This is a genomic window from Streptomyces sp. A2-16 (assembly GCF_018128905.1).
GTDB lineage: Bacteria > Actinomycetota > Actinomycetes > Streptomycetales > Streptomycetaceae > Streptomyces.
The window spans coordinates 7,395,051-7,416,029 of the sequence record NZ_CP063808.1; the positions used below are offsets into that span (position 1 = coordinate 7,395,051).

General features: G+C 70.4%; 18 protein-coding genes and 1 tRNA gene. 7 read left to right on the forward strand and 12 right to left on the reverse strand.

What is annotated here, in order from left to right; translation table 11 throughout:
- Positions 1-5: 5 nt before the first annotated feature.
- Both IOD14_RS33265 and IOD14_RS33270 read left to right on the forward strand, forming a co-directional pair.
- Positions 6-866, forward strand: coding sequence for an ABC transporter ATP-binding protein (locus tag IOD14_RS33265; RefSeq protein ID WP_212672286.1), 861 nt, complete (start codon positions 6-8; stop codon positions 864-866).
- The gene (locus IOD14_RS33270) at positions 863-1,579 is read left to right on the forward strand and encodes an ABC transporter ATP-binding protein (RefSeq protein WP_123988515.1); all 717 of its coding nucleotides are present in this window, start codon (positions 863-865) and stop codon (positions 1,577-1,579) included. Before IOD14_RS33265 ends, IOD14_RS33270 begins: the two co-directional genes overlap by 4 nt.
- Before the next feature lie 72 nt (positions 1,580-1,651).
- Here IOD14_RS33270 and IOD14_RS33275 read toward each other — a convergent pair whose 3' ends face one another.
- On the reverse strand, positions 1,652-2,308 hold the full coding sequence (locus IOD14_RS33275; protein WP_031041938.1) for a response regulator: 657 nt from the start codon (positions 2,306-2,308) through the stop codon (positions 1,652-1,654).
- Positions 2,309-2,409: 101 nt separating this feature from the next.
- Here IOD14_RS33275 and IOD14_RS33280 point away from each other — a divergent pair.
- A tRNA-Leu gene (locus IOD14_RS33280) sits at positions 2,410-2,492 on the forward strand.
- 86 nt (positions 2,493-2,578) lie between these two features.
- Positions 2,579-3,364 carry a helix-turn-helix domain-containing protein gene (locus tag IOD14_RS33285; protein WP_123988516.1) on the forward strand — a complete coding sequence of 262 codons (786 nt, stop codon included), beginning with the start codon at positions 2,579-2,581 and terminating at the stop codon, positions 3,362-3,364.
- Positions 3,365-3,370: 6 nt separating this feature from the next.
- On the opposite strand, the gene pyk is transcribed toward IOD14_RS33285, so the two are convergent.
- Entirely contained in the window at positions 3,371-4,807 is a 1,437-nt protein-coding gene (gene pyk / locus IOD14_RS33290; protein ID WP_123988517.1) for a pyruvate kinase, read from the reverse strand.
- A gap of 144 nt (positions 4,808-4,951) precedes the next feature.
- Positions 4,952-5,644, reverse strand: coding sequence for an SIMPL domain-containing protein (locus IOD14_RS33295; protein ID WP_123988518.1), 693 nt, complete (start codon positions 5,642-5,644; stop codon positions 4,952-4,954).
- Between the two features lie 126 nt (positions 5,645-5,770).
- Here IOD14_RS33295 and IOD14_RS33300 point away from each other — a divergent pair, with 126 nt between their 5' ends.
- Positions 5,771-7,570: a 5'-nucleotidase C-terminal domain-containing protein gene (locus IOD14_RS33300; protein WP_212672287.1), complete on the forward strand. Its 1,800-nt coding sequence runs from the start codon at positions 5,771-5,773 to the stop codon at positions 7,568-7,570.
- Here the strand turns inward: IOD14_RS33300 and IOD14_RS33305 are convergent.
- The 7 genes from IOD14_RS33305 to IOD14_RS33335 form a co-directional block, all read right to left on the reverse strand.
- The gene (locus IOD14_RS33305) at positions 7,567-8,715 is read right to left on the reverse strand and encodes a GDSL-type esterase/lipase family protein (RefSeq protein ID WP_212672288.1); all 1,149 of its coding nucleotides are present in this window, start codon (positions 8,713-8,715) and stop codon (positions 7,567-7,569) included. The genes IOD14_RS33300 and IOD14_RS33305 overlap by 4 nt on opposite strands.
- 121 nt (positions 8,716-8,836) lie before the next feature.
- A complete protein-coding gene (locus IOD14_RS33310; RefSeq protein WP_212672289.1) occupies positions 8,837-10,258 on the reverse strand; it encodes a SidA/IucD/PvdA family monooxygenase in 1,422 nt (473 codons plus the stop codon).
- The gene (locus IOD14_RS33315) at positions 10,255-11,649 is read right to left on the reverse strand and encodes an aminotransferase class V-fold PLP-dependent enzyme (RefSeq protein WP_212672290.1); all 1,395 of its coding nucleotides are present in this window, start codon (positions 11,647-11,649) and stop codon (positions 10,255-10,257) included. Before IOD14_RS33315 ends, IOD14_RS33310 begins: the two co-directional genes overlap by 4 nt.
- A 116-nt stretch (positions 11,650-11,765) precedes the next feature.
- Positions 11,766-14,252, reverse strand: coding sequence for an aminopeptidase N (gene pepN / locus IOD14_RS33320; RefSeq protein ID WP_123988523.1), 2,487 nt, complete (start codon positions 14,250-14,252; stop codon positions 11,766-11,768).
- A gap of 56 nt (positions 14,253-14,308) precedes the next feature.
- Positions 14,309-14,965, reverse strand: a complete 657-nt coding sequence (locus IOD14_RS33325) for a response regulator (protein WP_212672291.1) — start codon at positions 14,963-14,965, stop codon at positions 14,309-14,311.
- A 139-nt stretch (positions 14,966-15,104) separates the two neighbouring features.
- Positions 15,105-15,455 carry a chorismate mutase gene (locus tag IOD14_RS33330; protein WP_123988524.1) on the reverse strand — a complete coding sequence of 117 codons (351 nt, stop codon included), beginning with the start codon at positions 15,453-15,455 and terminating at the stop codon, positions 15,105-15,107.
- A 196-nt stretch (positions 15,456-15,651) separates the two neighbouring features.
- Positions 15,652-16,524: an AraC family transcriptional regulator gene (locus IOD14_RS33335; RefSeq protein WP_123988525.1), complete on the reverse strand. Its 873-nt coding sequence runs from the start codon at positions 16,522-16,524 to the stop codon at positions 15,652-15,654.
- An 84-nt stretch (positions 16,525-16,608) separates the two neighbouring features.
- Here IOD14_RS33335 and IOD14_RS33340 point away from each other — a divergent pair, with 84 nt between their 5' ends.
- Together IOD14_RS33340 and IOD14_RS33345 are read left to right on the forward strand one after the other, a co-directional pair.
- On the forward strand, positions 16,609-18,378 hold the full coding sequence (locus IOD14_RS33340) for a beta-galactosidase family protein (protein ID WP_212672292.1): 1,770 nt from the start codon (positions 16,609-16,611) through the stop codon (positions 18,376-18,378).
- A gap of 37 nt (positions 18,379-18,415) precedes the next feature.
- Positions 18,416-19,297, forward strand: a complete 882-nt coding sequence (locus tag IOD14_RS33345; protein ID WP_123988527.1) for a hypothetical protein — start codon at positions 18,416-18,418, stop codon at positions 19,295-19,297.
- A 13-nt stretch (positions 19,298-19,310) separates the two neighbouring features.
- Here the strand turns inward: IOD14_RS33345 and IOD14_RS33350 are convergent, their stop codons facing one another.
- Complete coding sequence (locus IOD14_RS33350; protein ID WP_123988528.1) at positions 19,311-20,216, reverse strand: SDR family oxidoreductase; 906 nt, start codon at positions 20,214-20,216, stop codon at positions 19,311-19,313.
- A gap of 1 nt (position 20,217) precedes the next feature.
- A complete protein-coding gene (locus tag IOD14_RS33355) occupies positions 20,218-20,967 on the reverse strand; it encodes an SDR family oxidoreductase (RefSeq protein ID WP_212672293.1) in 750 nt (249 codons plus the stop codon).
- Positions 20,968-20,979 lie beyond the last annotated feature (12 nt).

The following is a 20,979-nucleotide window of genomic DNA, read 5'->3' on the forward strand; positions in this document are numbered from 1 at the left end:
GCGACATGACCACACCAGTACTCGAAGCACGCAACGTCACCATGCGCTTCGGCGGCCTCACCGCCGTCCGCTCGGTCGACTTCACCGTCAACGCGGGTGAGATCGTCGGCCTCATCGGCCCCAACGGCGCCGGCAAGACCACCTTCTTCAACTGCCTCACCGGCCTCTACGTCCCCACCGAGGGCACGGTCTCCTACCAGGGCACCGTCCTGCCCCCGAAGCCCCACCTGGTGACCAAGGCCGGCATCGCCCGCACCTTCCAGAACATCCGCCTCTTCGCCAACATGACGGTCCTCGAGAACGTCCTCGTAGGCCGCCACACCCGCACCAAGGAAGGCCTCTGGTCGGCCCTCCTGCGCGGCCCCGGCTTCAAGAAGGCGGAGAAGGCCAGCGAGGAACGGGCCATGGAACTCCTGGAGTTCATCGGCCTGGAGGCCAAGCGCGACCACCTCGCCCGCAACCTCCCCTACGGCGAGCAGCGCAAGCTCGAGATCGCCCGAGCCCTGGCCTCCGAGCCCGGCCTGCTGCTCCTCGACGAGCCCACGGCCGGCATGAACCCCCAGGAGACCCGCGCCACCGAGGAGCTGGTCTTCGCGATCCGCGACAAGGGCATCGCCGTCCTCCTCATCGAGCACGACATGCGCTTCGTCTTCAACCTCTCCGACCGCGTCGCCGTCCTCGTCCAGGGCGAGAAGCTCGTCGAAGGCACCTCCGAGGTCGTCCAGGCCGACGAACGCGTCATCGCGGCCTACCTCGGCGAACCCTTCGAAGGCGACCCCGGCGCGGCCGAAGCGGCCGAGGTCGAGGCAGCCGAGTCGGGCGCCGACGCACAGAGCACCTCCGGCACCAAGGGAGAAGCCCAGTGACCGCCCTCCTCGAAGTCGAGGACCTCCGGGTCTCCTACGGCAAGATCGAAGCCGTCAAAGGCATCTCCTTCAGCGTCGAGGCCGGCCAGGTCGTCACCCTCATCGGCACCAACGGCGCCGGCAAGACGACGACACTGCGGACGCTCTCGGGCCTGCTCAAGCCGACGTCCGGCAAGGTCCTGTTCGACGGGAAGCCCCTCAGCGGAGTCCCGGCCCACAAGATCGTCTCCTTCGGGCTCGCCCACTCCCCCGAGGGCCGGCACATCTTCCCCCGCCTCACCATCTTCGAGAACCTCCAGCTCGGAGCGTTCCTGAGGAAGGACAAGGAAGGGATCGAGAAGGACATACAGCGCGCCTACGACCTCTTCCCGATCCTGGGAGAGCGCCGCAACCAGGCGGCGGGCACCCTGTCCGGCGGCGAGCAGCAGATGCTGGCCATGGGCCGCGCGCTCATGTCCCAGCCGAAGCTGCTCATGCTCGACGAGCCCTCCATGGGTCTCTCCCCGATCATGATGCAGAAGATCATGTCGACCATCGTCGAGCTGAAGTCCCAGGGCACGACGATCCTCCTCGTCGAGCAGAACGCCCAGGCGGCCCTCTCCCTGGCCGACCAGGGACACGTCATGGAGGTCGGCAACATCGTCCTGTCCGGCACCGGCCAGGACCTCCTCCACGACGAGTCGGTCCGCAAGGCCTACCTCGGCGAGGACTGACCCCTCGGCGGTACGACGAGGCCCGCGCCCCCTGCTGGGGACGCGGGCCTCGGTCATTTCTCGCCGTCGCGCTCAGCCCTTGTTGGCCTTCTTCTCGTCGGCGTCCTGGATGACCGCCTCGGCGACCTGCTGCATCGACATGCGCCGGTCCATCGAGGTCTTCTGGATCCACCGGAACGCGGCGGGCTCGGTCAGCCCGTACGACGTCTGAAGAATCGACTTCGCCCGGTCGACGAGCTTGCGGGTCTCCAGGCGCAGGGTGAGGTCGGCGACCTCGTTCTCCAGCTCCCTCAGCTCCGTGAACCGCGAGACGGCCATCTCGATCGCCGGCACGACATCACTCTTGCTGAAGGGCTTGACGAGGTAGGCCATGGCACCGGCGTCACGGGCCCGCTCCACCAGGTCGCGCTGCGAGAAGGCGGTGAGCATCAGCACGGGCGCGATGCGCTCCTCGGCGATCTTCTCGGCGGCGGAGATGCCGTCCAGCTTGGGCATCTTCACGTCGAGGATCACGAGGTCCGGCTTGTGCTCACGGGCGAGCTCGACGGCCTGCTCACCGTCACCGGCCTCGCCTACGACGCTGTAGCCCTCTTCCTCCAGCATCTCTTTGAGGTCGAGCCGGATCAGGGCCTCGTCCTCGGCAATGACGACACGGGTCGTCAGCGGAGGCACGTGCGACTTGTCGTCGTCGGGCGCGTCTACGGGCTGGGGCGACTCGGGGGCGGTCACGGGGGCTCCTTGTTACGGGCCGGGCAGGTACTGCTGCTTGTGCAGCCTACCTAGAGGCGGGGAGCTGCGGTGACCCGGTATGCTTCCGTGCAGCCAGTCCTGCCGGGTTGGTGGAATGGCATACACGGATGTCTCAAACACATCTGCCCGAGAGGGCTTGCGGGTTCGAGTCCCGCACCCGGCACTTCTGACGAAAAGCGGATGTCCACGTTCTCGTGAACATCCGCTTTTTGCTGCACTCAGTCGCGATCGCTCACTCAGAGTAGTCGCATGAACTTTCACGGCACTGAGGTTCGACAGAAGGCGCTCACCCTGCTGCGCGACGGCGCGAGGAACGCGGACGTCGCCAGGACGCTCAACGTCCCGGTGGGCACAATCGGCCACTGGAAGCACTTGGACCGCGCGAAACGCGGCGAATGCCCAGGGCGCGTGCCTCCGCCCTGCCCCCGCTGCGACCTCACGCTCGACTCGCGGGCATACGCATACCTGCTCGGCCTGTATCTGGGCGATGGCTACATCGTTCAGAACCGCGCGATGCGCTCGCCGAGCCTGTCCGTCACTTGCGACGAGACGTATCCGGGGCTCATGGACGAGTGCGAGAAGGCCATGCGGTCGGTGTTCCCACGGAACTCGGTCTGCCGCGTCCGCCGCAAGGGGTGTCGCGAGATGAAGTTGTCCTCTACGCACCTGCGGTGTCTGTTCCCCCAGCACGGCCCCGGCAAGAAGCACGAGCGCACCATCGCCCTCGTTCCCTGGCAGCAGACCATCGTCGACGCCCACCCTTGGGAGTTCATTCGCGGCCTCATCCACTCCGACGGATGCCGGATCACCAACTGGACCACTCGCGTCGTGGCAGGGGAACGCAAGCGCTACGAATACCCCCGGTACTTCTTCTCCAACAAGTCCGACGACATCCGGCGACTCCTCACCGACACCCTCGACAAGGTCGATGTCGAGTGGACCACCCTTGCTCGCGGCAGCGACCCGTTCAACATCTCGATCGCCCGCAAAGCCTCCGTAGCCCTCATGGACACCCACGTAGGCCCCAAGTACTGACTGCGACTACTTCGGACTGTCGTCCTCGCCGATGTGGTGCACTCGGACCAGGTTCGTCGAGCCGGACACCCCGGGCGGGGAGCCGGCCGTGATCACGACCACGTCGCCCTTCTCGCAGCGGCCGTACCGCAGCAGCAGCTCGTCCACCTGGTCGACCATCGCGTCCGTGGAGTCGACCTGCGGGCCGAGGAAGGTCTCCACGCCCCACGTCAGGCTGAGCTGCGAGCGTGTCGCCGGCTCCGGGGTGAAGGCCAGCAGGGGGATCGGGGACCGGTATCGCGACAACCGCTTCACCGTGTCGCCGCTCTGCGTGAAGGCGACCAGGAACTTCGCGCCGAGGAAGTCGCCCATCTCCGCAGCCGCCCGGGCGACCGCACCGCCCTGGGTCCGCGGCTTGTTGCGTTCCGTCAGCGGCGGCAGTCCCTTCGCGAGGATGTCCTCCTCCGCCGCCTCGACGATCTTCGCCATCGTCCGGACGGTCTCGATCGCGTACTTGCCGACGCTCGTCTCGCCCGACAGCATCACCGCGTCCGTGCCGTCGATGACCGCGTTGGCCACGTCGGACGCCTCCGCCCTCGTCGGACGCGAGTTCTCGATCATCGAGTCGAGCATCTGGGTGGCGACGATCACCGGCTTCGCGTTCCGCTTGGCCAGTTTGATCGCGCGCTTCTGGACGATCGGCACCTGCTCCAGCGGCATCTCCACGCCCAGGTCACCGCGCGCGACCATGATGCCGTCGAAGGCGGCGACGATGTCGTCGATGGCCTCGACGGCCTGCGGCTTCTCCACCTTGGCGATCACGGGGAGCCGGCGTCCCACGGAGTCCATGATCCGGTGGACGGCTTCGATGTCCCGGCCGGAGCGGACGAAGGACAGGGCGATCACGTCGAAGCCCATGCGCAGCGCCCAGCGCAGGTCCTCCTCGTCCTTCTCGGAGAGGGCGGGGACCGAGACCGCGACCCCGGGCAGGTTGAGGCCCTTGTGGTCCGAGACCATGCCGCCCTCGATCACTCGGGTGTGGACCCGGGGGCCCTCCACGGAGGTGACCTCCAGACAGACCTTGCCGTCGTCGACGAGGATGCGCTCGCCCGTGGTGACATCCGTGGCGAGTCCGGCGTACGTCGTTCCGCAGGAGCGCTGGTCGCCCTCGGCGCCCTCTTCCACCGTGATGGTGAAGGTGTCGCCGCGTTCAAGGAGTACGGGTCCTTCGGTGAAGTGGCCGAGGCGGATCTTCGGGCCCTGAAGGTCGGCGAGGAGGCCGACGCTGCGGCCGGACTCGTCGGAGGCCTTGCGGACGCGGTGGTACCGCTCCTCGTGCTCGGCGTAGCTGCCGTGGCTGAGGTTGAAGCGGGCTACGTCCATTCCGGCGTCGACGAGGTCTTTGATCTGGTCGTACGAGTCGGTGGCGGGGCCCAGGGTGCAGACGATCTTTGCTCGGCGCATGTTTCGACCCTAGACCTTACCGATGGGTAGGGAATTGGACGGGTATGACGACTCAACAACCTTTGAGTGAAGGGCTGTTGACAAGGGTTGAAGTGTGCGGCACTCCGCTCCGATGAGCATTTCGGGTGCAAATTCCGCGCTCGCTCACAGCCTGGGCGGTGCCATGGTGAAGCGTGCGTTGACCTGGGCGTTGACGTGCTGGCGTTGTGGTTCGAGGTCGAGGGGGGTGGCCGCGTCGGCTGCGGCCTCGTAGGCCATGGAGCGTGCGCGGCTGGCCTTGCCGACGAAGCGGGGTTCGGGGTCCTCGGCGCCGATGTCGGCGAGTTCGACGAGGGCCGCGAGAGATGTGCCCAGCGCTTCCGCGTACTCCCTGGCTCGCTGGACCGCTTCGCGTACCGCCTGTTGCCGGGCTTCCCGGTAGGCGGGTGAGTCCGGGCGCAGGGCCCACCAGGGGCCGTCGACCCTCGTCAACTCCAGGTCGGCCAGCCGGGTCGTGAGTTCACCCAGTGCGGTGAAGTCGGTCAGCTCGGCGGTGATGTGGACGCGGCCGTGGTAGGCGTGGACGCGTTCGCCGCGGCCGTGTTCCTTGAGTTCGGGGGTGACGGAGAAGGAGCCGGTCTCCAGGTGTTCGACGGCGTCTCCGTAGGACTTGAGGAGGTCCAGGACGCTCGCGTTGCGGCGGGTGAGGTCGTCGAGGGCGGTGCGGCGGTCCTTGCCGCGGGCGGCGACGGTGACGCCGATGCGGGCGATCTCGGGGTCGACTTCGAGGTGGGCTTCACCGCGGACGGCGATGCGGGGCGCGTCGGGGGTGCCGTAGGGAACGGAGTCGGTGGCCATACGCCCCACTGTGTCAGTTCTCACGGGTGGGGTCATCAGATCGAAACCTGCGGGGACTGTTGCGGTTCGACATGTGCGGGTCAGAATCTACGCGCGTTGTTGACCGTTCCCCGAGGAGATCAAGAGATGGCCTTGAACCGCAGGAAGTTCCTGGAGAAGTCCGCCGTGACCGGAGCGGGGGTCGCGCTGGCGGGTGCCGTGGGGGCTCCTGCCGCGCAGGCCGCGGAGAGCGGGAGGAAGCCCGTGAAGCGGTACTCGCTGACGGTGATGGGCACCACGGACCTGCACGGTCATGTCTTCAACTGGGACTACTTCAAGGACGCGGAGTACAAGGACTCGGCGGGCAACGCGCAGGGCCTGTCGCGGATCTCGACGCTGGTGAACCAGGTCCGTGCGGAGAAGGGCCGCTGCAACACGCTGCTTCTCGACGCGGGCGACACGATCCAGGGCACTCCGCTGACGTACTACTACGCGAAGGTCGACCCGATCACCGCCAAGGGCGGTCCCGTCCACCCGATGGCCGCGGCGATGAACGCCATCGGGTACGACGCCGTGGCGCTGGGCAACCACGAGTTCAACTACGGCATCGAGACGCTGCGGAAGTTCGAGGAGCAGTGCGACTTCCCGCTCCTTGGCGCCAACGCGCTGGACGCGAAGACGCTGAAGCCCGCGTTCCCGCCGTATTTCATCAAGAAGTTCCATGTGAAGGGCGCGCCGCCGGTGAAGGTGGCGGTGCTGGGTCTGACGAACCCGGGTATCGCGATCTGGGACAAGGCCTATGTCCAGGGGAAGTTGACGTTCCCGGGTCTTGAGGAGCAGGCCGCGAAGTGGGTGCCGAAGCTGCGGTCGATGGGTGCGGACGTCGTGGTGGTGTCGGCGCACTCGGGTTCCTCGGGCACGTCGTCCTACGGTGACCAGCTGCCGTACGTCGAGAACTCCGCGGCGCTGGTGGCACAGCAGGTGCCGGGGATCGACGCGATCCTGGTCGGGCACGCGCACGTGGAGATCCCGGAGCTGAAGGTCACCAACACGAAGACCGGGAAGACGGTCGTGCTGTCGGAGCCGCTGGCGTACGCGGAGCGGCTGTCGCTGTTCGACATCGAGCTGGTTCTCGAGAAGGGCCGCTGGTCGGTCGAGTCGGTGTCGTCGAAGGTGCTGAACTCGAACTCGGTCGCCGACGATCCGAAGATCACCAAGCTGCTGAAGGCCGATCACGACGTGGTCGTGCAGTACGTGAACCAGGTGGTCGGTACGGCGACGCAGAAGCTGACGACGGTCGAGGCGCGGTACAAGGACGCCCCGATCATCGACCTGATCACGAAGGTCCAGGAGGACGTGGTGAGGGCGGCGCTGGCGAGCACCGAGTACGCCTCGCTGCCGGTGATCGCGCAGGCCTCGCCGTTCTCCCGCACCTCGGAGATCCCGGCCGGGGATGTGACGATCCGGGATCTGTCGAGCCTGTACGTGTACGACAACACGCTGGTCGCGAAGCTGCTGACGGGTGCGCAGATCAGGGCGTACCTGGAGTACTCGGCGGAGTACTTCGTGCGGACGGCGGCGGGTGCGGCGGTGGACGTGGAGAAGCTGACGAACGCGGGCAACCGTCCGGACTACAACTACGACTACGTGTCGGGGCTGTCCTACGACATCGACATCGCGCAGGCTGCCGGTTCACGGATCAAGAACCTCACCTACAACGGTGCCGCGCTGGACGACGCGCAGAAGTTCGTGTTCGCGGTGAACAACTACCGGGCGAACGGCGGCGGTGCGTTCCCGCACGTGGCCTCCGCCACCGAGCTGTGGTCGGAGTCGACGGAGATCCGTACGCGGATCGCGGAGTGGGTGACCGCGAAGGGTGTGCTGGACCCGAAGGACTTCGCGTCGGTGGACTGGAAGCTCACGCGTGAGGGCACGCCTGTCTTCTAGAGGTCCAGGAGGGTCACGTCCACGGCGTCGGCGATGGCTTTCGCGCCGGCGTCGTTGACGTGGAGGCCGTCGCCGGCGTTGTAGTCGGGGCGGATCCGGTCGGGTTCGTCCGGGTCGGCGACGGCGGCGGCCACGTCCACGATCCCGTCGAAGGGATGGTCGTCGCCGAGCAGCCAGGTGTTGACCTCGGCGCGCACGGCCTGGCCGCGCGGGGTGTCGTAGCCCTCGTGGACGGTGCCCTTGTAGGGGCCGATGGTGGAGCCGATGACGGTGAGTCCTGCCGTGTGGAGGCGGTCGGCGAGGGTGGTGAGGCCGGCCTTGAACTCGGCGGCCGTGGGGCCTTCGGCGGGTTCCGGGTGGGCGAAGTGGCCGGGCAGGCCGAGGTCGTTGAGTCCGATGTGGACGAGGACGTGGCTGACGCCGGGGACGGCGAGGACGTCGTGGTCGACGCGGGCGAGGAGGTGCTCGCCGATCTCGTCGGTGAGGAGCCGGTTGCCGGAGATGCCGGCGTTGACGATCCAGCCGTTGGGGAGTCGGCGGCTGAGCTGTCCGGGGAAGCTGTTGTCGGTGCCGGGGGTGGTGGCGGCGCCCTCGATCCAGGAGTCGCCGAAGGCGACGGCGATGCGGGTGCCGGCCGGGGCGAGGACGTCGACGCCGGCGAGGAGGTGGCCGGTGGCGAACTCCTCGGGGTTGTCGAGTACGGCGGCGGACAGCTGGTCGCCGGGGACGGCGTATCCGGTGTCGTAGGGCATGGCGGTGAAGGTGGTGGGTCCGGTGTCGCCCGGCAGGTAGAGGCTCACCGAGAGTTCTTCTCCGGCCGTCGCGGGCAGTTCGACGGGGTCGCTGACGGTCTCCTGGCCTGCGGGGATGGTGATGGTGGGTGCGCCGGAGAAGTGGAGCGGGGTGTCGCTGCCGGGGTCGATGCCGCTGCCCTTGGTGCGCAGGGCGAGGTGGGCGCCGCCGATCTCCAGGGGCTCGGTGCCGTAGCGGTTGGTGAGGCGCACGCGGACCGCTTCGCCGCCGCCTGCCAGGCGCAGGGACTGGCGGACGGTCTGGTCGGCGAAGCCGCGGGACTCGAAGAGGGCGAGGCGTTCGTGGGGGCTGATGGCGGCGGCACGGTGGGCGGCGGTCCAGGTGGTCGTCATGTCGGGGCCAACCGGCCCGGTGCCCGGGTTCTTCCGCCGTCGCCGGTTTTCTTGCTGTCCCGGTTCTTTCACCGCCGCCGCTTTCCCGGCGTCCCCCGCCTGCCCGCGCCGTTGCCGTTTCCTACCGTCCTTCGACCAGCGGTGTCAGCACGGGGGCCTGGCGGGCGGACGGGATCTGCGGCCGGGGTTCCAGTCCGAAGGTGGTGAAGGCCGTGCGGGTGGGGAGGGGGTAGGCGTCCTTGCCGGTGACGGTGTTGAGGATGGTGGCGCTGCGCCAGGCGGCGAGGCCGAGGTCGGGGGTGCCGACGCCGTGGGTGTGGCGTTCGGCGTTCTGGACGTACACGTGGCAGTCGGCGCCGGTGACGGACGGGTCGAGGACGAGACGGAAGTGTTCGTCGACGCGGGGGCGTTCGCGGCTGTCGCGGCGCAGGTAGGGGTCGAGCCCGGCGAGGACGCGGTCGAGGGGGCGTTCGCGGTAGCCGGTGGCGAGGACGACGGCGTCGGTGGTGAGCCGGGAGCGGCTGCCCTGCTGGACGTGTTCGAGGTGCAGCTCGATCTTGGTCGTCGCGATGCGGCCGGCGGTGCGGACGCGGACACCCGGGGTGAGGACGGCGTCGGGCCAGCCGCCGTGCAGGGTGCGGCGGTAGAGCTCGTCGTGGATGTCGGCGATGGTGTCGGCGTCGATGCCGCGGTGGAGCTGCCACTGGGTGGCGCCGAGGCGGTCGCGGACGCTTTCGGACAGGGCGTGGAAGTAGCGGGTGTAGTCGGGGGTGAAGTGTTCGAGGCCGAGCCTGGAGTACTCCATGGGCGCGAAGGCTTCGGTGCGGCCCAGCCAGTGGAGTCCCTCGCGGCCGCAGGGGCGGTTGCGGAGGAGGTCGAGGAAGACCTCCGCGCCGGACTGTCCCGAGCCGACGACGGTGACATGGTCGGCGGCGAGGAGGCCGGTGCGGTGGGCGAGGTAGTCGGCGGCGTGGACGACGGGCACGCCGGGGGCCTCGACGAGGGGCTTGAGGGGCTCGGGGACGTAGGGCTCGGTGCCGATGCCGAGGACGATGTTCTTGGTGTACGTCCGCCCCAGCGCCTCGGCCTCGCCGTCGGTGTCGAGCTGGGTGAAGTCGACCTCGAAGACGTCGCGTTCGGGGTTGAAGCGAACGGCGTCGACCTGGTGGCGGAAGTGGAGCCCGGGGAGGTTCTCGGCGACCCAGCGGCAGTAGGCGTCGTATTCGGCGCGCTGGATGTGGAAGCGCTCGGCGAAGTAGAAGGGGAAGAGGCGCTCGCGGGTCTTGAGGTAGTTGAGGAAGGTCCACTGGCTGGCGGGGTCGGCGAGGGTCACCAGGTCGGCGAGGAACGGCACTTGGATGGTGGCGCCGTCGATGAGGAGACCGGGGTGCCAGTCGAAGGCGGGGCGTTGTTCGTAGAAGACGGCGTCGAGCGTGGTGAGCGGCTGGGCGAGGGCGGCGAGGGAGAGGTTGAAGGGGCCGATGCCGATGCCGACGAGGTCACGGGGTGCGTCGGGCTCGTGGTGTGGGGGGTGGGGGTTCATCGGGGGGTGGTTCCTTCCACGAGGTGCAGGAGTCCGGCGAGGTCGGCCGGCCGGGTGGTGGGGTTGAGGAGGGTGGCCTTGAGCCAGAGTCGGCCGTCGGCGCGGGCCCGGCCGAGCACGGCCCGCCCGTCTTCGAGGAGTTGTCGGCGTACGGCGGCCACTGCGTCGTCGGTGGCGCCCGCGGGGCGAAACAGGACCGTGCTGATGGTGGGCGGGGCGTGGAGGTCGAAGCCGGGGTGGTCGTCGACGGCTTTCGCGAACTCCCTTGCCTGTTCGCAGACTTGGTCGACGAGTGCGGCAAGTCCTGTGCGGCCCAGGGTTCTCAGCGTGACGGCGATCTTCAGGACGTCGGGGCGGCGGGTCGTGCGCAGGGAGCGGCCGAGGAGGTCGGGGAGGCCGGCCTCGGTGTCGTCGTCGGCGTTGAGGTAGTCGGCGCGCTGGTGGAGGGCGGCGAGGTCGTTCTTGTCGCGTACGGCGAGAAGGCCTGCGGCGACCGGCTGCCAGCCGAGTTTGTGCAGGTCGAGGGTGACGGTGTCGGCGACGCTCAGGCCGGTGAGCCTGGCTCTGTGCCGTGCGCTGAAGAGGAGTCCTGCGCCGTAGGCCGCGTCGATGTGCAGCCGTGCGCCGCGCTGTGCGCACAGGGCGGCGATCTCGGGGAGGGGGTCGATCAGGCCGGCGTCGGTGGTGCCTGCGGTCGCGGCGACGACCGACGGTCCGTGCAGGGCCGTGTCGAGGGTGGCGGGGTCGAGGGTGCCGTGGGGGGTGGGGACGATCACCGGCTCGGGCAGGCCGAGGAGCCAGGCGGCCCTTGGGAGGGAGTGGTGGGCGTTCTCGCCGCAGACGAGGCGGACGCCGGGGCCATGTGTCTCTCTGGCCAGGAGGAGGGCGAGTTGGTTGGACTCCGTGCCACCGGTCGTGACCAAGGCGTCGGGTCCGTGGGGGCTGGTCGCGCAGTTTCCCGCGCCCCTGGGTGGGTCCGGATAGACCTCGTTTGCAAGTGTCCCTGTCACCAGTGACTCCAGCTCCGATGCCGCCGGGGCCTGGTCCCAGGAGTCCAGGGACGGGTTGAGCACGGAAGCGGCCAGGTCTGCCGCTGCGGCCACCGCGAGAGGCGGGCAGTGGAGGTGGGCCGCGCAGAAGGGGTCCGCCGGGTCCGCGGAGCCTTCCGCCAGGGCGCGCACCAGGTGCCGTAGGGCCTCCGGATCGCCCTCGTCCGGGAGTACGTCTCCCAGCGCGGCCCGTACTCGCGCTGCCACCTCGGAAGGGCCGCCCGCCGGGAGTGGGCCCCCTCGCGCCCGCGCCCCCTCCTCCAGTGCCTCCAGGACAGTGTCGAGCAGTGGGCGCAGCACATCGCGGCCTTCGGGGCCCGAGGCCAGGGGCGGCGTGTGCATCGTCGACCTCCGGGGGCGCTGGGGGTTTCCAGCTTGGACGCGGTTGCCGCGGCGCGCCCGGAGAGTTCAACGATCCTGACCCGAAAGGGGGTACTCCCGTGCGGGGAAAACCCGCTCTAGGCCTGCCTCACCCGCAAGGCCCGCCCCAGGTCGTCGAGTTGGTCGATCAGCTTGCGGCGCAGGGAGGGGATGGGGTCGGCGTCGCGCAGGCAGGCCTGGCCGAGGGCCTGGTTGTCCTCGTCGATGGCGTGGGCGGGGAACGCCCAGCGGCCGGCGGCGTCGGCGATCGCGGGGCCGCGGCGGGCGGCGAGGGCGACGGCGTCCTCGTAGTAGCGGGGCACGTACTGCCGTACGAGATCGCTCTGTTCGGGCTGCCAGAAACCCTGGGCGGTGGCGATGAACAGGTAGTTGGAGAGGTCGTCGCGGGTGAACATCGCCTCCCAGGCCGCCGCCTTGGCGTCCTCGGTGGGGAGTGCGGCGCGACAGCGGGCGGCGCCTTCCTGGCCGGCGGCGGAGGGGTCGCGGGCCAGTTCGGCGGCGATGGCGGCCTCGTCGGTGGCGCCGAGGACGGCGAGGCGGGCGAGGACCCGCCAGCGCAGTTCGGGGTCGAGTTCGGGGCCGCCGGGGACGGTGCCGTCGGCGAGCCAGGCGGCGATGGTGTCGGGGTGGGCGGCGACGTCGATGCAGTGCCGGACGGCGATCAGGCGCAGGCCGGGGTTGTCGCCGTCCTCGGTGCGGCGGATGAGGTCGCGGCAGAGGGAGGAGAGGGTGGTGAGGGCGGCGGGGCGCTGTTCGGGGGTGACGTAGCGGTCGGCGACGTAGGTGGAGGCGAAGGCGAGGACGCCCTGGACGAGAGCGAGGTCGGTCTCGTACGGGAGGTGGGCGCGGGCGGCCTCGAGGTAGGCGGTGGGGGCCAGTTCGCCGTCGCGGACGGCGTCGCGCAGGGCGTTCCAGACGACCGCGCGGGTCAGGGGCGAGGGCAGGCCGGAGAGGCTCTCGGTGACCGCCTTGGCGGACTCGTGGTCGAAGCGGACCTTGGCGTAGGTGAGGTCGCCGTCGTTGAGGAGCAGGAGGGTGGGGCGCTTGCCGATGGGCAGCGGCTCGGTCTGGGGGATGTCGAGGTCGAGGCGGTGGCGCAGGACGAGGTGGCGGCCCTCGTCGGTGACGTCCTGGTCGTAGAGGCCGACGGCGATGCGGTGCGGGCGGCTGCCCTGGTGCTCGACCTGGAGGGTGTACGTGCCTTCCTCGCCCCGGGTGACGGCGGGCCGCAGGGTGTCGACACCGGTGGTCCGCAGCCAGGTGTCGGCCCAGGCGTGGACGTCGCGTTCGGTGGCGGAGGCGAGGGAGTCGATGAAGTCGGCGAGGGTGGCGTTGGCGAACCGGTGGCGGGTGAAGTGGGTGTTGATGCCGGCGAGGAAGTCCTTCTCGCCGAGCCAGTGCACCAGTTGGCGCAGCGCGGAGGCGCCCTTGGCGTAGGAGATGCCGTCGAAGTTCAGCAGGGCCGACGCGGTGTCCTCGACGGCCTCGGGGGCGACGGGGTGGGTGGAGGGGCGCTGGTCGGCGTCGTATCCCCAGCCCTTGCGCATGACGCCGAAGTCGACCCAGGTGTCGGTGAAACGGGTGGCCTCGGTGAGGGTCTGGTAGCCCATGTACTCGGCGAAGGACTCGTTGAGCCAGATGTCGTCCCACCAGCGCAGGGTGACGAGGTCCCCGAACCACATGTGGGCCATCTCGTGGGCGATGACCATGGCGCGGGTCTGGCGCTCGGTGTCGGTGACGGCGGAGCGGTAGACGAACTCGTCGCGGAAGGTGACGAGGCCGGGGTTCTCCATGGCGCCGGCGTTGAACTCGGGGACGAACGCCTGGTCGTAGGAGTCGAAGGGGTAGGGCTCCTCGAACTTCTCGTGGTAACGGTCGTAGCACTGCCTGGTGATCTCGAAGATCTCGTCGGCGTCCGGGTCCAGGTAGGGGGCGAGCGAACGGCGGCAGTGGATGCCGAAGGGCAGGCCGCGGTGTTCGGTGCGCACGGAGTGCCAGGGGCCGGCGGCCACGGCGACGAGGTAGGTGGAGATCAGGGGGGTGGTGGCGGCCTGCCAGTGGCCGTCGCCCTGGTCGGTGGTGATGCCGTTGGCGAGGACGCTCCAGCCTGCGGGGGCCTTGACCGACAGGTCGAAGACGGCCTTGAGGTCGGGCTGGTCGAACGCGGCGAAGACGCGCTGGACGTCGTCCATGAACAGCTGGGTGTAGACGTAGGTCTCGCCGTCGGTGGGGTCGGTGAAGCGGTGCATGCCCTCGCCGGTGCGGGAGTACCGCATGACGGCGTCGATGCGCAGTTCGTGCTCGCCGGCGGTCAGGCCCTTGAGGGGCAGCCGGTTCTCCTCGAGGGTCTCCGGGTCGAGGGGGCGGCCGTCGAGGGTGGCCTCCCGCAGCTCGGCCGGCTTGAGCTCGACAAAGGTGTCCGCCTCGGCGCGCGCGGTGAACCGTACGACCGTCCGGGACTCGAAGGTCTCGTCGCCGGTGGTGAGGTCGAGCGCGATGGTGTAGCGGTGAACGTCGAGGAGCTTGGCACGGGTCTGCGCTTCGTCGCGCGTCAGTACGGACATGCAGGACATGCTGCCTGATGGCACGGTCAACTCACAGAGGCGGATCGGTACACGCCTTATGTCCGGTCCTGTTCGAGCTCCCCGGTGTGCGCCCCTTCGGCGCGCTGCAGCGGAACGCGGGCGTCCGGATGGGGCAGGGCGTGGCGGGCGGCGGCCTCCGCGCCACCGCGGCCCGCGTTCTCGTCGTGGCCGGCGTCCTCGTCGTAGGTCTTGGCCTCGTCGTAGGTCTTGCCCTCGCCGTGGCCCTGGCCCTCATCGTGCCCCTTGTCCTCGGTGCGGTCCTTGACGAGGGCCCGCAGCTCCCGCACCTCGTGTTCGAGGGCGAGGTGGCGGCGGTGGGCGTCGAAGAGGTAGCGGACCTTGGTGCGCAGGGCCCAGGGGTCGATGGGTTTCATCACGAGGTCGGCGACACCGAGGGCGAAGGCGGCGGAGGTCAGTTCGTGGTCGGGGCCGAAGCCGGTGAGCAGAACGACGGGTATGTGCTGGGTCTGCTCCAGGCGCCGCATGTAGCGGACCACGTCGAGGCCGCTGACGCCAGGCATGCGTACGTCGAGGAGCAGGAGGCCGACCTGGCCGCGGAGCACCTGCTTGAGGGCCTCGTCGCCGCTGGTGGCGCGGGCGAGCCGGTAGCCCAGCGGGGCCAGGGCGCTCTCCAGGGCGTAGAGCGTGTCCTCGTGGTCGTCGACGATGAGGATCTTGGCATCCGAAGGCATGGCCCGACCGTCCCTCCCTCGCGGACAGTCAGCCTACGCCCGTGTGTTGACACGGTGTGCTCGTGGGCTGACAAGGAGTGCACAGCGCAGCATGCCCGGTACCGGCGGCCGTGTCATCTCTCCGGGACGTCGACCGAGGTCAATCGGCCAGCGGGGTGGCGCCGTTGACGGTGTCCTCGGCGATGCGCTCGTGGTGTCTGATCACCTCGGCGATGATGAAATTCAGGAACTTCTCAGCGAAGGCCGGGTCGAGTTTGGCGTTCTCGGCGAGGGTGCGCAGCCGCTCGATCTGGCGGGCCTCGCGGGCCGGGTCGGCGGGCGGCAGCTGGTGGCGGGCCTTGAGGTGGCCGACCTGCTGGGTGGCCTTGAAGCGCTCGGCGAGCATGTGGACGACGGCCGCGTCGATGTTGTCGATGCTGTCGCGCAGCCGGGCGAGCTCCTCGCGGACGGCGGGGTCGACGTCACCGGTTCCGTTGTTGCTGGTGGTCATGGGCGACAACCTTAAGGGGGCGGGGTGACAGGCTCCGCGCCGGACCGGCCGGAGACCGACCGGCCAAACCCTCCCCTCCCCTCCCCTCCCCTCCCCTCCCCTCCCGTCCCGTCCCGTCCCGTCCCGTCCCGTCCCGTCCCGGATCCCGGATCCCGGATCCCGGATCCCGGATCCCCGGTGATCAAATCCTCGGTGATCAAATCCTCGGCGGGTCGTCCGGGTCCGGGATCCGGTTGCTCCAGCCGCCGGGGACGGTGCGGCTCTCCTGGGCGCGGAAGCGGACGGGGGCCATGCCGACGCGGCGGGTGAAGAGCCGGGAGAAGTAGGCGGGGTCGTCGTAGCCGACGCGGCGGGCGATCGCGGCGACGGGCAGGTCGGTGGCGGCGAGGAGTTCCTTGGCGCGGCCCAGGCGGATGCCGAGGAGGTAGTCCTTGGGGCTGCACCCGGCGCCGCGCCGCACGGCGGTGCGCAGTTCGGCCAGGGTCATGCCGTGCCGGCCAGCGTGGTCGGCGACGGACAGCGGCAGACAGGCGTCACGGGCGAGCGCCTTGAGGACGAGGTCGCCGTCGGGGGCGAGGTCGGCGCGGGCGCGGCGCAGGGCGACCAGGAGTTCGTGGACGGCGGCGCCGGTCTCCACCTCCAGGAGGGGGTTGTCGCGGCGGGCGGCCCGGGCGATGCGGGCGATCACCGCGCGCGGGCCGGTGGCGTCGGACAGGGGCACGACGGGGCGGTCGGGTTCGATGTAGCCGAGCTCGGTGTAGGTGGCGGTGGCGGGCCCGGTGAAGCCGACGAACCCCTCGTCCCAGCCGGTCCCCGGGTCGGGCGCGTAGTGGTGCGGGATGCCGGGGGTGAGCCACAGCAGCGAGGGCGCGGTGACGGTCGTGCGCCGGCCGTCGGGGGTCTCGTACCACCCGGTGCCGGTGCTGATGACGACGGCGACGTGGCTGTCGAGGGTGCGGGGACCGACGGTGGGCAGGGGGCCGTACTGGAGTCCGACGCCGAGGCAGACCAGCCCCAGGCGGTGATGGACGGGGCTGGGCGTGAGGAACCGCATCCAGGTGTGGTACATCGCGCTCCTTGCCTGCGCTTCGGTCCAAGCAGCGCCGATCTTTGTCCATGGACGTGATCGCCGCCAGTGGTGAGGGTGGAGCCTATGAGCGAGTTCACGGTGGGTGAAACCGATTTCCTGCTGGACGGCCGGCCGGTGCGGCTGCTGTCCGGCGCGCTGCACTACTTCCGGGTGCACGAGGCACAGTGGGGGCATCGGCTGGCGATGTTGCGGGCGATGGGCCTGAACTGTGTGGAGACGTACGTGCCGTGGAACCTGCACGAGCCGCACCCGGGCGAGTTCCGGGACATGGCGGCGCTGGGCCGGTTCCTGGACGCGGCCCGGGAGGCGGGGCTGTGGGCGATCGTCCGGCCCGGGCCCTACATCTGCGCGGAGTGGGAGAACGGCGGTCTGCCGCACTGGCTGCAGGGGCACGCGCGCACGCGCGACGAGGTGTATCTGGGGCAGGTGGAGCGCTGGTTCGGGCGGCTGCTGCCGCAGGTCGTGGAGCGCCAGATCGACCGCGGCGGCCCGGTGCTCATGGTGCAGGTGGAGAACGAATACGGCAGTTACGGTTCGGACGCCGCGTATCTGCTGCGGCTTGCGGAGCTGCTGCGCGCGGAGGGTGTCACCGTGCCGCTGTTCACCTCGGACGGCCCCGAGGACCACATGCTCACCGGCGGCTCCGTTCCCGGTGTCCTCGCCACGGTCAACTTCGGCTCCGGCGCCCGTACGGCCTTCGAGACGCTGCGCCGGTACCGGCCGCAGGGCCCGCTGATGTGCATGGAGTTCTGGTGCGGCTGGTTCGAGCACTGGGGTGGCGAGCCCGTCGTGCGGGACGCCCCGGACGCGGCCGCGGCGCTGCGGGAGATCCTGGAGTGCGGTGCCTCGGTGAACCTCTACATGGCGCACGGCGGCACCAACTTCGCCGGGTGGGCGGGCGCCAACCGGGGCGGGGGCGCGCTGCACGACGGTCCGCTGGAGCCGGACGTGACGTCGTACGACTACGACGCGCCGATCGACGAGTACGGCAGGCCGACGGAGAAGTTCTGGCGCTTCCGTGAGGTGCTGGCGCAGTACGGTCCCGTGGCCGAGCTCCCGCCCGCGCCCGACGTGCTGGAGGCGGACGCTGACGTGAACCTGCCCGAGTGGGCGTCCCTGTCCGCCGTGCTGGAGGAGCGCGGCGGGCCGCCCCACGAGGGCCCCGTCCCGCCGGCCTTCGAGGAGCTGGACGTCGACCGGGGGCTGGTGCGTTACGAGGTGACCGTGCCGGGGCCGCGGCAGCCGTATCCACTGATCGCGCGGGGGCTCAGGGATCTCGCGGTGGTGTACGTCGACGGGGAGCGGGCCGGGGTGCTCACCGAGGAGGACGCGCAGCTCAAGGAGCCGGTCGCGGGGCACGCGCGCGTGGAGCTGTGGGTGGAGTCGCTGGGGCGGGTCAACTACGGGCCCCGGAGCGGGGAGGCGAAGGGGATCACCGGGGGGCTGCTGCACGAGCGGCAGTTCCTGCACGGGGTGCGGGCGCGGGGGCTGCGGCTCGACGCGCTGGACTCGGTGACGGGGATCGGCTTCGGGGAGGTCCCGGGGGACGGTTCGCCGGGCCTGTACCGGGGTGAGGTGAGTGTGCGGGGCGCCGGGGACGCGGTGCTGGAGCTGCCGGGCTGGACCCGGGGGTTCGTGTGGGTCAACGGCTTCGATCTCGGCCGGTACTGGTTGGTGGGCCCGCAGCGCTCGCTGTACGTGCCGGGTCCCGTGCTGCGGGAGGGCGGCAACGAGGTGTGGGTGCTGGAGCTGGAGGAGGCACCGGCGGGCGGGCCCGTGCTCCGGCTCCGTGCGCCGGATCCGACCCACGAGAATCCGCTCACGACCTCGTAGAGTGGAAGCGGGTTCAGGGCGTCTTGGGGGTACGGGCGTGACGAACGACGGACCGGTCCAGCACGGCTACCCGCATCTGGAGACGGTGCGGGCGTCGATCAACGCGCTCTACAAGCGGCTCTCCTACGACACCGTGCAGACGTTCGCGACGAGTGTGGCCCCGGTGGACGTGGCGTTCTGCGACACCGACGATCTGTATCTGGGCGCGCAGCGGGTGGCCCGGGAGCTGGTGCGGCACTACCGGCTGCCGGACGCCCGGCTCGTGGTGAGCTTCCGGGAGATGACCCACGCGGCGAACGTCGAACTCACCGCGGGCCCCGAGTACTTCGTCGAGCTGAACGACCGGTTCCGCACGCATCGGCGGGACATCGGGGCGGCGCTGGCCCACGAGGTCATGCATGTGTATCTGCACCGGCTGGACCTCTCCTTCCCGGGGGTGCGGGAGAACGAGATCCTCACGGACACGGCGACGACGTATCTGGGGGCGGGGTGGCTGCTGCTGGACGCGTACCGGGAGGACGCGGCGTCCTCGCAGAAGCTGGGGTATCTCACGCCGGAGGAGTTCGGGTACGTGCTGGCGAAGCGGTCGCTGGTGTTCGGTGAGGATCCCTCGGTGTGGTTCACCAGCGCGCAGGCCTACACGGCGTACGTGAAGGGCATGGCCCTGGCCCGCCAGGACTCCGAGCAGCCGCCCCTCACGGCGGCGGGCTGGGCCGGGCGGCGCCGGTACGCCCGGGACCGCCGCCACGCTCCCGGCCCGCAGCCGGGGGTGCCCTACACCTTCACCCCTGACGGGCCCGGGCGCCTGCGGGTGTCGTTCCCCTGTCCCACCTGTCACCAGCGGATCCGGGTGCCGGTGCGGGGGCGGGTGCGGGCGCGCTGCGCGTTGTGCCGGACGGTGCTGGAGTGTGACACCTAGGGGTGCGCTGCGGTCATGCTCCGTAGACCGGCCGGGGTGTGCCGGCCTCTCCCAGCAGCTTCAGTGCCGTCTCGCCCGCCTCCGTCGGGGTCCATCTCGCGCCCCTGTCGGCCGTCGGGCCCGGCCGCCAGCCCTCCATCACGGTGATCCGGCCGCCCTCCGCCTCGAAGACCCTGCCGGTCACTCCCGCGCTCGCCGTCGAGCCCAGCCAGACCACCAGCGGGGAGACGTTCTCAGGGGCCATGGCGTCGAAGCCGTCGGCCGGGGCCGCCATCGTGTCGGCGAAGGTCTGTTCCGTCATCCTCGTCCGTGCCGCGGGGGCGATCGCGTTGACCTGGACTCCGTAGCGGGCCAGTTCGGCGGCGGCGACCAGGGTCAGGCCCACGATTCCGGCCTTCGCGGCGCTGTAGTTGCCCTGGCCCACCGAGCCGGCCAGGCCTGCTCCGCTGCTGGTGTTGATGATGCGGGCGGCCGGTGTGCGGCCGGCCTTCGTCTCCGCCCGCCAGTGCGCGGCCGCGTGCTTCAGCGGCAGGAAGTGGCCCTTGAGATGGACCCGCAGCACCGCGTCCCAGTCGTCCTCGTCGAGGTTGACCAGCATCCGGTCGCGCAGGAAGCCGGCGTTGTTGACGAGGGTGTCGAGGCGCCCGTACGTCTCCAGAGCCGCCCGGACGAGGGAGGCGGCCCCGTCGGACGTCGCGATGTCGCCGCCGTGGGCGACGGCCTCACCGCCGGCCGCGCGGATCTCCTCGGCGACGAGGGCGGCGGGGCTGTCGGGGCCCGGGGTGCCGTCGAGGCCGACGCCGAGGTCGTTGACGACCAGACGTGCCCCTTCTGCGGCGAAGGCCAGCGCGTGGGCGCGGCCGAGGCCGCGGCCCGCGCCGGTGACGACGACGACCCTGCCGTCGCAGATTCCGGTCAACTCAGCTCTCCTTGTGGACGGTTGCCGCGTTGGTGGCGTCGAGGAAGGCGGGGCGTTCGCCGCCGCCGTGCACCAGCAGCGAGGCCCCGCTGATGTAGGCGGCGGCGTCGGAGGCCAGGAACACGGCCGCCGCGCCCACGTCGGAGGGTTCGGCCAGGCGGCCGAGCGGGACCGTGCGGGAGACGGCGGCGATGCCCTCCTCGTCGCCGTAGTACAGGTGCGACCGCTCGGTGCGGACCATGCCGACGACCAGGGTGTTCACCCGGACGTCCGGTGCCCACTCCACGGCCATCGAGCGGGCCAGGTTCTCCAGGCCCGCCTTGGCTGCCCCGTACGCGGCCGCGCCGGGCGAGGGCCGGCCGCCGCTGACGCTGCCGATCATGACGACCGAGCCCCGGGTCCGTCTCAGGTGCTCGTACGCGGCCAGGGACACGGTGAGCGGGGAGATGAGGTTCAACTCCAGTACGCGGGCGTGCCGTTCGGGGCTCGCGTCGGCGAGCAGCCGGTAGGGGGCGCCTCCCGCGTTGTTGACCAGGACGTCCAGGCGCGGCAGTTCGCCGAGGAAGCGCCGTACGGCGTCGGCGTCCCGGACGTCCAGGGTCGCGAACCGCGTGTTCGGCAGGGGGACTTCGGGCGGTCTGCGGGCGCAGACGACGACGTCCGCGCCGGTCTCCGCGAAGGCGCGGGCGATCCCGGCGCCGACTCCGCGCGTCCCTCCGGTGACGACCACGACCCTCCCGCTCGGCTCCATTCACCGCTACCC